The 15129-nt window shown below is 39.5% G+C and carries 13 protein-coding genes and 1 pseudogene; 8 read left to right on the top strand and 6 right to left on the bottom strand.

Annotation, left to right across the window (positions count from 1 at the left end; genetic code table 11):
* Positions 1-39: 39 nt before the first annotated feature.
* The 4 genes from L3V41_RS00425 (at position 40) to L3V41_RS00410 (ending at position 4666) form a co-directional block, all read left to right on the top strand.
* Positions 40-1275: a site-specific integrase gene (locus L3V41_RS00425; protein WP_237126998.1), complete on the top strand. Its 1236-nt coding sequence runs from the start codon at positions 40-42 to the stop codon at positions 1273-1275.
* Between the two features lie 306 nt (positions 1276-1581).
* Positions 1582-3198 carry an AAA family ATPase gene (locus L3V41_RS00420; RefSeq protein WP_237126997.1) on the top strand — a complete coding sequence of 539 codons (1617 nt, stop codon included), beginning with the start codon at positions 1582-1584 and terminating at the stop codon, positions 3196-3198.
* A 503-nt stretch (positions 3199-3701) separates the two neighbouring features.
* Positions 3702-4079: a hypothetical protein gene (locus L3V41_RS00415; protein WP_237126996.1), complete on the top strand. Its 378-nt coding sequence runs from the start codon at positions 3702-3704 to the stop codon at positions 4077-4079.
* The gene (locus L3V41_RS00410; protein WP_237126995.1) at positions 4025-4666 is read left to right on the top strand and encodes a hypothetical protein; all 642 of its coding nucleotides are present in this window, start codon (positions 4025-4027) and stop codon (positions 4664-4666) included. The genes L3V41_RS00415 and L3V41_RS00410 overlap by 55 nt, the downstream gene beginning before the upstream one ends.
* A gap of 363 nt (positions 4667-5029) precedes the next feature.
* Here the strand turns inward: L3V41_RS00410 and L3V41_RS00405 are convergent.
* A pseudogene (locus tag L3V41_RS00405) lies at positions 5030-6183 on the bottom strand (IS110 family transposase).
* Between the two features lie 933 nt (positions 6184-7116).
* Between L3V41_RS00405 and L3V41_RS00400 the strand changes: the two are divergent.
* The 4 genes from L3V41_RS00400 (at position 7117) to L3V41_RS00385 (ending at position 10635) form a co-directional block, all read left to right on the top strand.
* Complete coding sequence (locus L3V41_RS00400) at positions 7117-7485, top strand: hypothetical protein (protein ID WP_237126994.1); 369 nt, start codon at positions 7117-7119, stop codon at positions 7483-7485.
* 556 nt (positions 7486-8041) lie between these two features.
* A complete protein-coding gene (locus L3V41_RS00395) occupies positions 8042-8431 on the top strand; it encodes a hypothetical protein (protein WP_237126993.1) in 390 nt (129 codons plus the stop codon).
* A 298-nt stretch (positions 8432-8729) separates the two neighbouring features.
* Entirely contained in the window at positions 8730-9395 is a 666-nt protein-coding gene (locus L3V41_RS00390; RefSeq protein WP_237126992.1) for a hypothetical protein, read from the top strand.
* Between the two features lie 475 nt (positions 9396-9870).
* On the top strand, positions 9871-10635 hold the full coding sequence (locus L3V41_RS00385) for a class II glutamine amidotransferase (RefSeq protein ID WP_130150165.1): 765 nt from the start codon (positions 9871-9873) through the stop codon (positions 10633-10635).
* A 97-nt stretch (positions 10636-10732) separates the two neighbouring features.
* Here the strand turns inward: L3V41_RS00385 and L3V41_RS00380 are convergent, their stop codons facing one another.
* From L3V41_RS00380 to cmoA, 5 genes are all read right to left on the bottom strand, one after another.
* Positions 10733-11518: a DUF3108 domain-containing protein gene (locus L3V41_RS00380; protein WP_237114209.1), complete on the bottom strand. Its 786-nt coding sequence runs from the start codon at positions 11516-11518 to the stop codon at positions 10733-10735.
* On the bottom strand, positions 11463-12110 hold the full coding sequence (gene purN, locus L3V41_RS00375) for a phosphoribosylglycinamide formyltransferase (protein ID WP_130150163.1): 648 nt from the start codon (positions 12108-12110) through the stop codon (positions 11463-11465). The genes L3V41_RS00380 and purN overlap by 56 nt, the downstream gene beginning before the upstream one ends.
* A complete protein-coding gene (purM, locus tag L3V41_RS00370; protein ID WP_193987482.1) occupies positions 12110-13162 on the bottom strand; it encodes a phosphoribosylformylglycinamidine cyclo-ligase in 1053 nt (350 codons plus the stop codon). Before purM ends, purN begins: the two co-directional genes overlap by 1 nt.
* A 193-nt stretch (positions 13163-13355) precedes the next feature.
* On the bottom strand, positions 13356-14324 hold the full coding sequence (gene cmoB / locus L3V41_RS00365) for a tRNA 5-methoxyuridine(34)/uridine 5-oxyacetic acid(34) synthase CmoB (RefSeq protein WP_237114208.1): 969 nt from the start codon (positions 14322-14324) through the stop codon (positions 13356-13358).
* 28 nt (positions 14325-14352) lie between these two features.
* A complete protein-coding gene (cmoA, locus tag L3V41_RS00360) occupies positions 14353-15078 on the bottom strand; it encodes a carboxy-S-adenosyl-L-methionine synthase CmoA (protein ID WP_062569419.1) in 726 nt (241 codons plus the stop codon).
* Positions 15079-15129: the final 51 nt, after the last annotated feature.

The following is a 15129-nucleotide window of genomic DNA, read 5'->3' as shown; positions in this document are numbered from 1 at the left end:
TGTGACCAATGTGGTGGTCACAGTTTCAAACGACATCATATGAACTTTACAGACAAATCAATTAAAGCGCTTAAAGCAAAAGATAAACGTTACGTATTAACTGAATCAGGTAACTACGGGGAAGGGCGTTTACAAATAAGGGTTAGCGAATCAGGAACTAAAACGTTTCGCGTGCAATATCATTTAAACGACAAACGCGAAGTAATTGGCCTTGGCAATTACCCCGTAGTTGACCTCAAAACAGTGCGTAGTAAACATGCTGAAATATCAGTATTGTTAAGCAACAATATCGACCCGCAAGAACATAAACAAGAGCAACAAAAAGCGGAGTTCGCATCATCAGCAATGCGTACTATGTTAGAAATGCTTGATGACTTTAATGTATTTATAAGTACTCGCTGGGCTGAGTCAACAATAGGCCGAACTGAAAAACTAATAAAAAGAAACATCACCCCTTTTATTGCAAAAGACTTAATGCCTGACGAGTTCACAATAGACATGGCTCGCGACATTATTTACCGCGTATATAATCGTGGAGCAAAAGAACAAGCGCGCTTGGTTCGTAGTACATTAATGAGCATCTTAAAATTTGCGATAGATTTTGATAACTCACCAGAGCAATACAAAAAACCTAACCTTTACGATATTAAAACCAATTTCATCAGAGACATTAATTTTGAAACGCCAAAAAACAAATGCGAGCGCTGGTTAAGTGAAGTCGAACTTAAAAAAGTGTGGAATGCTGATGACCTACCTTATTACACTCATCAATATATAAAGCTAGCATTATTACTTGGTGGCCAACGGGTAAACGAGGTTTATGGCTCTTATGTAAGTGACTTTGACTTAAAGAACAAAACTTTCACCATCCCCGCAAATCGTATCAAAGTAAAACAGCGGGGTGATCACATAGTGCCACTATGCGAAACCGCAATACCAATCATCAAAGAGCTAATGCAACAGGCTGGTAAGGCAGGGCAAATGTTCCCGCATCGCGACGACCCAACAGCCACCGCGCATGTATCTACAATAAGAATGGCAATATTGCGTTGGTGCGAAAAACATGAAATGGAACCATTTAACCCGCGTGACCTGCGCCGAACATGTAAAACGTTAATGGGTAAAGCGGGCATTGATAAAATAAACCGTGACATACTACAACAGCATAACAAGTTTGACGTATCAAGTGTGCATTATGATAGGTACGACTATATGAAAGAGAAACGCCAAAGCATAGAGGTTTGGGAAGACTTCATATATTGTGCCATTAAGTAAACTTTGTATTGTTAAAGGTCTGGAAAGAGCGATAACCGGTCATTGAGATTAGCTAAATATCATAGTTATTTGTTCGGTCAAACTGCTCTATGCGCATATATTCATGAAAATGAGCGCCGAGCGCATATTGTTATATTTAACTTTTCTTTAACGTTTTAGAAAACTTAGTGATAGTAATACCTTAGGTTATTTGTTAAAACTATATCATGTAGAAAATGAGCGTAGCGCCGGCAGAAATATACGCGATGAGTGCATATTAAATTGTTATATGCCCAAACAAGCCCCGATTATCATTAAGGAATAACTGTGAAGATAAAGGAAGTACAACTAAATCGCTTTAAAAGATTTACTGATTTGAAGTTATGCGAGATACCAGAAAGTGCCAAGCTTATCGTTTTAGTTGGACCAAATGGCAGTGGAAAAACATCTCTATTTGAAGCGTTAAATCACTGGTACAAATTTAAAGGGTTCAATGATCGCGGCGACCAAGGTTACTTGGAAAAAAATGATGGTGAATTATCTGACCCAATCACATGGAGTAGGCAGGCTTCAGAAAAAAAGGTTAAGATCGAATTTCATAATGATCAGCAGTTAAACAAAGATCAAATTAAGGGTAAGTTTTATTTTAGGACAGCTTACCGAAATGAACCTGACTTTACTGTTTCAAATTTAAATAGGCAGAAAAATCCTGCCGAAACGATTAAATTACAGAATTTGATTCAAAATGATCAAACAGTTTCTGAAAACTACCAACGGCTCGTAGCACAAACATTAGTAGGTGTTTATAAATCATCGAATAATTCCAAAACAGTAGAGGAATTAAGAGAAGAGTTGGTTGGAAAAATAAAAGATTCACTATCAAATATTTTCGAAGATTTAAATCTAAGTTCAATTGGTGACCCTCTCTCAAATGGTAGCTTTTATTTTGAAAAAGGTTCAGCTAAAGATTTTCATTATAAAAACCTGTCCGCAGGTGAGAAGTCAGTTTTTGATTTAGTGCTTGATATGATTGTTAAATCAAGCTTCTATTCAGATGCTGTTTTCTGTATCGATGAGCCAGAAGCTCATATGCATACAAGGCTTCAGTCCAAAGTGCTTCGGGAGGTGTATGATCTAACCCCAGATAATTCACAGCTTTGGATTTCTACACATTCTATTGGAATGCTAAAAGAAGCTGAGGACATTGAAGAAGAAAACCCAGGGACGGTCGTTTTCCTCGATTTCGATAATAGGGATTTCGACCTAGAAGAAATTATACGTCCAACCAAGATAAGCAGGGCTATTTGGGATCGCTTCTTTGACTTAGCATTTGCTGACTTTTCAAAATTGCTCTCCCCCAAAAAAATAGTTTTTTGCGAAGGAACGAGTCAAGGTAGAAAATACAAAGACTTTGACTCTTTGATTTATGGGAAAATATTAGGCGATAACCATCATGGGACAACTTTCGTGTCAGTGGGATCATGTGCTGAAATTGAAGATATTGAAAATCAATCGGTAAAAATGATTTCGAACATTCTAAAGTCCTCGGAGATAATCAAATTCGTAGATAGAGATGATAAAAGTGATACTGAGGTCGCAGAGCTTTTAGAAAAAGGGGTAAGGACTTCATCCCGAAGGCACATTGAATGCTATTTGCTTGACGATGAAATCATTCGAAAGCTATGTATAAGTGTTGAAAAAGAGGAATTATTCGAAGAATGCTTACAGGCTAAAACAACAGCAATGAAGGAAAGTACTGAAAGGGGCAATCCAGACGATGATGTGAAATCTGCAAGTGGTAAAATCTTCGTGGAGTTAAAGAAAATACTAGGCCTAACTCAGTGTGGTAACAACAAATGCGCATTTCTTCGAGACACCATGGCTCCCTTGATTACGGTGGATACAAATATATATCAAGAAATCGAAAAAGAGATATTTGGTTAATAGAAAAGGCATATAACAAGTCAATCAACTACGCGCCTTCGGCGCCGGACGCAGCAAAGCTGCGCCGGTTATGGAAGCGCTACATTCACACATGAATCAGAGAATTTAATGGACTGGGAATTAATAAACGGAATAACAGGAATAATTAGTACAGTGTGTGCGGTTCTTAGTATTAGTTATTTTGGTTTTCATAAAGGTGCGTCAGTCGAAGAAGCCACCTTGTTCAGTATGCATAAATTAATGTCTTTTGTCGTTGCATGCTCGGGCTGGACATTGTGTTGCCTTAGCTTCCTGTGGGTCGCAGAGCCCTACGGTTGCTGTCCATTGTCATCGGATTATCAGCAGTTCTTCGGTGTAATACTGGGGTTCCCGGCAATAGTAGTCTTTATGTTTGGCCTTAGCTTGTTGCAAGGTCCAAAACGTAATAAGTCAAGCAAGAAGGACGCACAAACAACGCGCGCCTCTTCTTGAAGCGTTATGTGTCATTCAAAATCGGAGTACTTATGACAGATCAAGAAATTTCACAACTTGCCTTAAAGATTGCTAATGATAGTAAAACATGGATTACTCTCATTGGTGTATTTGGTGCTATTGTCGGTTCTATACTAACCATATTTGGTAATTTTGCTCTTGAGTGGTTTAAAGGTAGGGGACAAAAGAAATTATTAGATTCTCGTCAAAAAATATTGAAAGAAATGCTTGAAGATAAAGCCTTTGAATGGCGAACAATCAATACTCTCTCCTCTGTTATCGGTTGCGACGAAGAAACTACAAAACACTACCTAATTTCAATTGGTGCAAGAGGTTCAGAGAAAAATGATGGTAAGTGGGGATTAATATCAAGACACCCACTCAAGAACATTCAGCGTCAAAAAACATAACAAGTCAATCAAGAGGGACGCTTACGGCGGCCCTTATTGAGGCGTTAGCTTCCCGAGAGAATATGGAACCAATCTGGATAAACAAGCTAGATGTAGCTGAAAGACAAATTGTAGAAGCGATTACTTTGTTCTATGAATCGAGAGATCCTGTAGTAATCCATACTATTATCGCATCTGCACATCAGATCCTTCATGATATTGGAAGTGAGTCTGGCATTACAGGAGCCATAAAAAATCCTGAAGGCATGACAAGAAAAGAATTTCGTGAGCATGTTAAATCAGTTAATGAACCATATAACTATTTTAAACATGCTGATAAAGACCCTGATAGTAAAATCAATGTAGCCCCAATTAATGAATTTACTATGGACTTCATTTTGGATGCAGTCATTATGCTTCAAAATATAAAGCGCGATTTACCATTACAGGCAAAATTATTCTGGGGGTGGTTTGTTTGCTCATTCCCAGAACAATTTGAGAATATGGCGGATAATGATTTCATCAAAGAAACTAGAGCTTTGGGTCTACATAAATGGAGTTTTGAAAGCATTCGGCAGTTTTTTGTCTTTGGTGAAATCATTGAATAAGCTAACAAGTGCGTCAACAGGGACGCTCATAAATTCGCGCCTGTTACGCAGGCGTCTGGTATGACTCCCACTGTCAAGTTAAACACACTGATCCTTGCCTAACTTTAAGCCATAATTTCTTAACTCGAATTAGAGAGAGTTAACGCATAGGATGAAGCAAGTAATTTCGTCGGTTTTCATGCTGGTATTCGTTGGTTACTCATTTTCATGAGCAGAGCAGACCTTACTTAACTCGACGTGGCACCTGTCTTCAGTCTATGTTCGTGGTTCAATGTTGCGGTAGCAACATTGCCATCCTAACGCCGTCGGTGGTTGTGCCACACCCGATGCTTGACCCAATGCATTAACTCTAATTCGTTCATATTAAGCAGGTACTCTAGATAATCTTAATTTAGGATTTATCGGAGAGAGTACAATTTGTTTTGCAATTTCCCAGATATACGCAATCATTTCACGGGCAATGGCGGTGACAACAAGGTTGTAATGCTTACCTTTATTAATGAGCTTTTTATAACGTTTACAGAGCCTTAATTGTGCTTTCCATGCGATATCAACAATCTGTTTTGGTAAACCTTCTTGTCGTTTTTGTAACTCGGTCGATATGTTGGCAGCATGACGGTAACTATGAGCACCTTCGACTAATAAGCGCCTTGCTCGACCATTGCCGCATTTAGTAATTGCGCCAATGTGCCTTTTACCCCCGCTCGAGTGTTCACTTGGTACAAGGCCAAGGTAGCTCATCAGTTTACGCGGATGGTCGAAGCGCGTTAAATCACCAAGCTCAGCAACAACGCCAGCGGCCACGAGTAAGCGAACACCGCGCATAGCCTGAATGGCTTTAACAAGGGGATAGTATCGCCATTGATAAACATGGTGAGACAGTTCGTTGTCGAGTCGCTCTAATCGTGCAATTCGCTCATTTATAGTTTGAATAAACTCTTGTAAAACGATTTGCTGTGCTGGATGCGGCAGTACTAGTTCAGTAAGCCATCGTAAGTGTTTGAGAGACCAGTTTGCAGTGCCTGCATAGTTGATATTGTTGCGAAGAAGCAGTGCTTTCAGCTGGTATTTGGCATCTTTTAAGTCTTTCATTGCAACCTCTCGAGCACGAGATAAATCACGAATAGCTTCGTCTTCCGGCTCAGGTACATAAATAGGAGTTAAGTCTTCAGACTTAAGTAATTAACCAGTTTAAGGGCGTCACGCTTGTCAGTTTTTACGCGCTCGCCAGGCTTTTTAGGGATAAGCGAAGGGGCAACCACGTAGCAACAATGTCCCAAAGAAGTAATTAAGCGATAAATCCAGTATCCACAGGGGCCAGCTTCATAAACGAAATGCAGAGTTGCATTAGGGTATTTAGATTCAAATTGCCTGATAAGTTTTTTAATAGCGACTTTAGCAGAAGAAATGCGGCCGAAATGAATGGGTTGTGCGCCACGATTGTCTTCAATATAGGCAACTTCAATGAATTCTTTATGAGTATCTAAGCCAATGAAAAGTATGTTATGTTTAGTCATGCTAGCCTCTGCTATTTTGTTATTTGACAAACTAATTATGGCTCTGGCTTTAAGCTAACCCACGAAAATGCGGAGGCTAGCACCGTGTGGGAGTCATTATGTCTATGTGCAACTCAGTGAAGATGAAACTTAAGGGAAATGAATGTCACTAAACGATATAACTCATCCGATTCTGTATTCGGCAATGACGACATTAGCTTATAACATCAATAAAAAATATTATGGGGATAAGCATTACATGCGGTGCACCTCATATTTTTGCTCTGATTCTCCTCATTTTACAGTTCCTCCTAGCTCATCACCTGTAGAAATATACAACACCTTAAAAAAGTTGAAGGCGCCGATCATCACAATACGAAAATTGACCTTAATAGAAGAGGAATCCGAAAAGGAGCTTCAATCATGTTGAAGCTGGGAAAAATAAGTTAAGATGCTCACGATGAAATTGTTTACATTTCAAAGAATGCCAAAGATCAACATTTTAGACCTCTTCTGTGTGTAATTGCTCGACTTGAAGCTGTGCCGTATTACCAAAAGGTCGATGTTAAAGATAGGGCAAACCCTCTATCTTATGAGTATATCTTGTCGGAATTGCCGCAGTCTGCCTTTGACATTATTAGGATTGGTTAATATGAAAAATATTGAAGATTTAGTACAAGGTCATGAAGTAATACATATTAGGTCTGCATTTTGATAATAACTGTTGTATGAGGCAAGTCTATCAGAGCATGTATGTTTTGATACATTGTTTTACATTAAGTCAGGCGGATAGGTCTGAGAAATTCGTGTTTTTTGAATTTAGAGTAGCTTATTAACAAAAAATATTTTTTAACTAGCAAATGTTTACTATGTTTGATAAAACATGGTAATTAGGAAAGTTAATTTTTTGCGCATTTTTAAATTGTTGTGAGTCCATGATAAAAGGATATTTTTGTGAATAAAAAAGAATTATATAATAAAGCTGTTGGCTTAATTCTAAGTAAACTTGATGAAACATACCCTGAAAAAATAAAGCTACATGACTATGAGCTAGGGTTTTATGAACGGGAAGATATTTCTGATGAAAGAAATATTAGAGCAAGGATAATGTCAAACGCTTTTAATCAATTAAAAAAAGATAGATTAATCACTTTTTCATCGGAGCCAGATCGCTCTCCTCGCTTAAATTTAGTATTAACTGAGAAAGGACTAAAACGTCCTAAAAACCCTATTGAAGCATACAAAGAAGATGGAGTTAAAGCCAGTATTTCTGCATCAGCTAATGCTATTGGTAAGGCTATTATTGATAAGCTTAATTCATAACAAGACTATTAAGTAGCGGACAAGTAAAATTTACTCAGGCTTTGCTTCATTTTATATTAAAGTTAAAGGTTAAAAGTTCCATTGTTGGTGATAGCCTCACTTCATAGTTTAGCTACTTAATAAAGTGAAGATTGATTTCAAGAATTAGCACCGGAGATAATTAATAGTCTTTGATAAATGTTAGTGCATCCTGATGTTAATTCTTTGGTAAGTTCAATTCTTTTCAAATATAACTTTTCTGGTTCATTTTTATATTTGACGTCTATATTAATTCGAGAAAAAAAGGTGTATTTTTTTCTAAATTTTTAATTTCAAGAATAAATTTTTCATCTATAGAATAGAGCTCCTCGAAATGCTCTTTATAGATCTCTAATAATAACCTTGCTTGTTCGTCAACTTGGCCACATCTTATCATGTTGCTATTTCGTAAACTTTCTGCGGATGAGTTGTACTCATTGATAGTCAAATGTTCTTCCTTTTCTATCAAAAAATAATAAGTCGCTATATTCAATAAGTAACTTTTTATACTCATCCTTACAGGAAGTGCGGACTTCATTTGCGAACTTGCAAATCATTTTTAACCTTAAAAACAGTGGTAGGTGAGAAGGCCTTAATCGTTGCACTTGAAGGCTTATTGCTTGGCAGTAAAAAGCAGGTAGATATTGAAGCCACCGAAAACATGAAATTAAAAACATTAAAAACCCTACATGCCAAGGCAAGTGAGCTTGCGAAGGTTGAAGGCAAAACAGTGTGGTTAGGGGATAGCTCAGTCAATGTGGCTCAAGTACTGCTTGATTTAATCGGTTTGGTTGAACAAATGAATCAAACCTTATCAACTCACACACATAACTCACCACTACCAACACCAACAGAGAAAGCTGACTTTGTGAGTTATAAAAGTAAGGCTGAAGGCTTGAACAGTAAACTAGAACCTATAGTTGAATAGATAAGAGGTATCGCTCGAGTAAAAATGAATTTAACTGTAGTAGCTTATACCTGATCAGGCAGGTAACTATGAGCGGACGTTGGTGTTCTGTAAAATCCTTATTTTTAGCTTCTGAATTAATAGTTTTCATCCATATTTAAGAAAATGCGCAAGTTGCATACTTTTATCTTTCTCAAAAATCCATAACTTGAATTTTTAATAATGTTGGCAATGAGTTATCAACTTTGTTAAAACTAAATCAATCAGAAATATGCGCGATTTGCGCACTATTAAATTGTTATGCCTTTAGGAGAATTGATTGGATCTCGTATTTTTTATTAAAGATCGCTTAAAGTTTGCGACTTATTTTTTCGAGAATGCCACTAAACCATTTGTCGGGCTAATCTCTGCTATTGAAAAAGAAGAGCCACCTTTCGTTCCTGTTTATGATGAGTCAGGAGAGCCTCAATATTTGCAAGAATGGCAAGATGCAAGAACGGGCTTTGAGTCAGTTGGTTTGACTGCGCTATCTATGGTGGCATCTTCATTACAGCTATTTTTGAATGATTGGGTGCGCTATAGGCTTGAGCGCCAAGGCAAACCTGCGTACAAAAGAAAGCACAAGAAAGGCTGGTTTTATGCCTATCGTAAAATTCTAGAGGAAGTGGGTTTCGATCTGACAGCATGTACTGCCAACTTAGAACTGATTGAACAGGCTGTTCTTGCGAGAAATAGGGGGCAGCATCCAGAAACGCTAACTATGCTTCAGACAACCCACTTAAAAAGTGATTTAGAGAAATACCCCAATCCATACTTCGTGTCTGAAACAGATCAACGAGTTATCGAGCTAGATAATGGAGAATTATCTTGGTGGCTATCACCCAACGTATTCGTTGATGAAGCCAAATTAAGCACAGTCATCTCTGAAGTCGAAAAATTATGTGAGTGGCTAGAGGAAGAATACTGGAATGCAGTCAGGGCATAACAAAGCGCTGCTGTCGGACAAATTTTACGCTGCGCTCCAAATTTGCCGCAGAGCGCGGCGTTAGATCAATTATGGTGTTTGATGCAAAAATTTGACCCTAAGGAAGTAACCGAAGAGCTTTTGAATAGAGCAAATCTCAAAAGCTTATCTTCAATTGAAATTCAAAGATAAGACTACTCTAAAGATTTAAGGTGCTTTTACATTAGTCGTGCCAATATAAAGCAGTTCCTTAACCAAAAGCAAAACTGAAATTTAAAAACGGTAAAAAAGTATCTGGAAAAGGGTGCTTAGAATAAGCCCAAGCGTATAACCGTTTGCCTTTACTACAAGGTTGTTTAACAATGTCCATATTGAATTAAAAAATAATTGAAATTTAGCGTTACAAAAACCAATGTGTGACCAAAACTGTGACCAAAAGCAATTCAGTATTTCAATTTTTGTTTTATGCTTATGATTTTAAAGGTTAATTTATTTTATGTGTGAGTTGCTTGGCATGTCGGCCAATGTACCAACGGATATTTGTTTCAGTTTTTCAGGGTTATTAGAACGCGGTGGCAATACTGGCCCACATAAAGATGGTTGGGGTATTACTTTTTATGAAGGAAAAGGCTGTCGTACGTTTAAAGATCCAGAGCCAAGTTGCCAGTCTGAGATTGCTAAGCTTGTTAAAGCTTACCCGATAAAGAGTATTTCGGTGATAAGCCATATTCGTCAGGGGAATCGTGGTCGTGTGTGTCTTGAAAATACCCACCCATTTACTCGTGAGCTATGGGGACGTGAAATTACGTATGCTCATAATGGTCAACTTTCTAATTATCATGATTTAAAACCTGAGCATTATAGACCAGTTGGAAATACCGACAGTGAATTAGCATTTTGCTGGTTACTTGATAAAGTGCGAGAAAAATACCCTAAACGTCCTTCAAATATGGCATCCGTGTTTCGCTATGTAGCTAAACTTGCGCATACTTTACGTGAAAAGGGCGTGTTTAATATGTTGCTCACTGACGGTGTGTATGTGTTGGCATATTGCACTAATAATCTGCATTGGATCACTCGTCGTGCGCCATTTGGTAAAGCGACATTAATTGATGCTGATATGGTGGTTGATTTTCAAAAAGAAACCACACCGAATGATGTGGTTACTGTCATTGCAACAAGGCCGCTTACGAACGACGAACGCTGGCAAAAAATGGAGCCAGGTGAGTTTGCGTTATTTAAAATGGGCGAATTAATCTAAGTAGCAGCGGGTTCACCCCGCGACTTTTAAAAGATAATTTACCTAAACGCAGACACCTTCTCGTGATGTAAACGCTTGTCGCGATGTAAAATCGCGACTACTTATCATTAGCTACGGTAACAGGTGTAGTGACAGTGAATGAGTTAAGTTGTACTTCAAACTGTTCGACACCTTTTTCACCTTTCCACATACGAACTAGCATGTAGTCCATTTCTGGGGCAAACCAAGCAAGGGCTTGACGTTTATTGTTGTCGTATAAGCGTTTTACTTTAATTGCATCTATATTACCGATTGGTAATGAAATCATTTCTGTGCCAATGACTTCAAAGTCATAACTACGCAGGTTGCCTTTTTTATCTACTAAAGGATAAGAAAGCTGCGTTTTACCTTGCTTTAATTCTTCGCGAACCTGTACTTGATACGATAACGAGTCTTGGAAATCGTCTGACCAATCGAATTTCAGCGGGTATTTACTTTGATTACTGTTGACCTGCTTGTGAACAGGATCGAATTTGAGCGTGTATTCTTTATCTGGCCCTGTTCCTGTTCGCTCCATAGCGTAGCTAAGAGGTGATATTTTATGGTCTTGGTAACTAAATTCGGAGGTTTCTTTTCGGGAGTCAGAAAAAATCATCCATTCAATTTCACTATGATAGGTAAGTACATAGTTGCCATCGTTGATTTTTTTTAGCTCACGTACCGCTTTACCATGGGTTTCACCTTTACGAAGTACATCGTATTTGGCTTGGTATTGAGTGAGGTCGCCAGCTAAAACACTGGTAGGAAGTAATAAAGTGCCCACACATGCGAGTAGGGCACTTCGTTTTTTATTCTGGGTAATGTGCGCCGTGTGCAGGAAGTTTCTTTTTGTCAAAAACTGCATAATCTGCTTCCATCTTGAGTCGTTGTTCACTGAACCACTTGACCACCAAAGGATAGATTATATGTTCTTGTTGATGAACACGTTGTGCAAGTGTGTCTGCGGTATCGTTTTCGAGTACCGGTACTTTGGCCTGAAGCACAACGGGACCGCCGTCTAGCTCTTCAGTTACAAAGTGAACACTTACGCCGTGAACCTCATCTTTTGCATCTATTGCTCTTTGATGGGTATTCAGCCCTTGGTACTTAGGCAACAAAGAAGGATGAATGTTCAACATTTTTCCTTTAAATTTTTGCACTAAGCTAGGTGTTAGAATACGCATAAAACCAGCTAATACAACCAGATTTGGTTCAAAACTGTCAATAATGTCCATTAACTCAGCATCATAGGCCTCACGCGAGTCAAAATCTTTATGGCTAAGTACACGTGTTTGTATACCTGCTTTTTTTGCTCGCTCAAGGCCATAAGCGTCGGCTTTATTACTAATTACAGCGGCGATGTCGGCCTTGATTTCACCGCGCGCACAGGCGTCGATGATGGCTTGAAGGTTTGAACCGCTACCAGAAATTAATACAACAAGACGACAAGGGGTCATTAGTCACGACCACCTAAAATTTCTACTTGCTCTTCGCCTGCTTTCGCATCTTGGATCTCACCGATATGCCATGCATTTTCGCCAAGATCTTTAAGAATTGTTAAGCTTTGCTCAAGTTTGTCGGCTGGAACAACTAAAACCATACCTACACCACAGTTGAATGTACGGTACATTTCGTGAGTTGTGATGTTGCCGTTTTCTTGTAACCAGTTGAAAACAACAGGCCATTCCCAGCTGTCGCCTTTAATTACTGCTTTTGCAGACTCAGGAAGTACGCGCGGGATGTTTTCCCAGAAACCACCACCCGTGATGTGCGATAACGCGTGAACGTCAACATGCTTGAATAACTCAAGTAGTTGTTTAACGTAAATGCGAGTTGGCTCTAAAAGGTGATCGCCAAGTGTTTTGCCTTCAAGCTCTGCGCTTGTGTTTGCACCAGATACTTCAAGTACTTTACGAATTAATGAGAAGCCGTTTGAATGAGGACCGCTTGATGCAAGTGCGATTAATTGGTCGCCTGCAGCTACTTTAGTACCGTCGATAATTTTTGATTTTTCTACAACGCCCGTACAGAAACCAGCCATGTCGTAGTCTTCGCCGTCGTACATACCAGGCATTTCAGCAGTTTCACCGCCGATTAATGCACAGCCAGATAGCTCACAGCCTTTACCAATACCTGTTACAACATCAGCCGCAGTATCTACGTCTAATTTACCCGTTGCATAGTAGTCAAGGAAAAATAGTGGCTCTGCACCTTGTACGATAAGGTCGTTTACACACATAGCAACAAGGTCAATACCCACTGTGTCGTGCTTTTTAAGATCAATAGCTAAACGTAGTTTTGTACCAACGCCGTCTGTGCCAGCAACCAGTACAGGCTCTTTATAGCCAGTTGGTAGTTCGCAAAGTGCGCCAAAACCACCGATACCGCCCATTACTTCAGGACGTCTGGTTTTTTTAACTACGCCTTTAATACGCTCAACAAGTGCATTACCGGCATCGATATCTACGCCCGCGTCTTTATAGCTAAGAGACTGTTTTTGTTCGCTCACAGGTTTTCCTCAAAAAAGTTGCATGTGGGTTGCTTAGAAACGCGCGTATTTTACAACAATTGCACTGGCGCGGCTAGTTGAAAAATCACTTTAACCGACTTGACAAGGACAGTTGTCCGCTAAAAAAGGAATTAGCTACTGGGTTTTAGGCTCTTGGTTTGTTCAGAGCCTAAAACCGAGAGCCAAATTTGGCTTAAGCTTTCGCGGTTAAAATAGCGCGAAGAGGGGCAGGGTAACCTTCGATGGTTTTGCTGGTGTCATTTGGATCTAAAAAGTCGATGAGTGATTCGTTTTCCATCCACTCGGTTTTACGTTGTTCTTCAAGCGTTGTGATTGCGCAGTCTTTAACTTGTACATCTTTAAAGCCAACACGCTCCATCCATAGTTTTAATGCCGCGGTGCTTGGAATAAACCACACATTACGCATTTTGGCATAACGGTCGGTTGGCACTAAGACTCTATGCTCATCACCTTCAACAACCAAGGTTTCAAGTACCAGCTCACCACCTGGGCGAAGCTGCGCTTTTAACTGCGCTAAAAAGTCGATAGGTGAGCGGCGGTGATATAAAACACCCATCGAAAACACGGTATCGAATGCTTTTAGTTCAGGCAGAGCCTCTACACCTAGCGGCAGTAAATGCACGTTTTCATCTTGGTGATAGTGTTTAATTGCTTGGAATTGGCATAAGAATAAATCGGATGGATCAATACCCACCACAAAATTTGCGCCTTCACCGCGCATGCGCCATAAGTGGTAACCCGAGCCACAACCAATATCAAGCACAGTGCGGCCTTTTAACGGTTCGATATGCGGCAGTAAACGATCCCATTTCCAATCACTGCGCCACTCAGTATCAATCTCAATACCGTGTAAGCTAAATGGCCCTTTACGCCATGGCATCATGCGCTTTAATAAATGCGTTAACTGTTTTTGCTGACCTTCAGATAGCTCGTCACCGGTGCCAATTTGTACTTTATTCTGAAGGTTTACATGGTTGGTGCTTACTTCAGGTAAGTTTTTCAGCACTTTTTGCCATTTAGGTAAATCGCCGTGGCTGGCTTCTAGTTCCCAGTGCTTTAATTGACCTGGCAAAGTTTCGAGCCAGTGACTAAGCGGGCTTTGTGCAATCGCAGCGTAAAATTGGTTAAACCATTGAGACATGAAATACTCTTTTATATCGTTGTGATGATTACTTGATTGCAATCATCGAGCAGAAGTTAAAACATTGATACCACACTTGCGTTTGGCTAAAACCAATTTCACTTAATCGGTTTAAGTGGGTAGATAAATGATCAGGGCGCATGACGTTTTCGATAGCCGTACGCTTTTGGCTGATCTCAAGCTCCGAGTAGCCGTTATGACGCTTAAAATCATGGTGTAAATCAATGAGCAAATTATCGCATTGCTCATCTTCACCTTTAATTTTTTCGCTAAGCAGCAAAACGCCGCCAGGTTTTAAATTTGCGTAAATCTTTTCAAGCACCGCGTGGCGTTTTTCAGGCGGTATAAACTGTAGAGTAAAGTTCATCGCTACCACAGAGGCATTCTCGATTACTAAATCGTTTATATCACCCAGCGTGACTGTGACCGGCACGTCAGAGCGAAAACCTTGTAAATGTAATTTACAGCGTTCAACCATCGCTTGTGAGTTATCGACCGCAATGATGTTACAGTTATCGGTGCGAATATTACGGCGCATACTTAACGTTACTGCACCAAGTGAACAGCCTAAGTCGTATAGGTTTGAATTGCTTTGCGCGTACTCGCCAGCCAGCTTACCCATGGTGCTTACTATGGTGGCATAGCCTGGCACCGAGCGCTGGATCATATCAGGAAAAACTTCTACTACATGTTGGTCAAAGCTAAAGTCTTTAACCGCTTGCTCAGTGGCATAAATACTGTCTTTTTGCGTCACGTGAACAGTCTCTTTAAAAAATAATACCGCTATTTTAGCATTTTTAACTGG

The organism is Pseudoalteromonas sp. L21, assembly GCF_021728035.1.
In the GTDB taxonomy this organism is placed as follows: domain Bacteria; phylum Pseudomonadota; class Gammaproteobacteria; order Enterobacterales; family Alteromonadaceae; genus Pseudoalteromonas; species Pseudoalteromonas arabiensis.
This window is presented reverse-complemented; position numbering and strand designations above follow the sequence as displayed.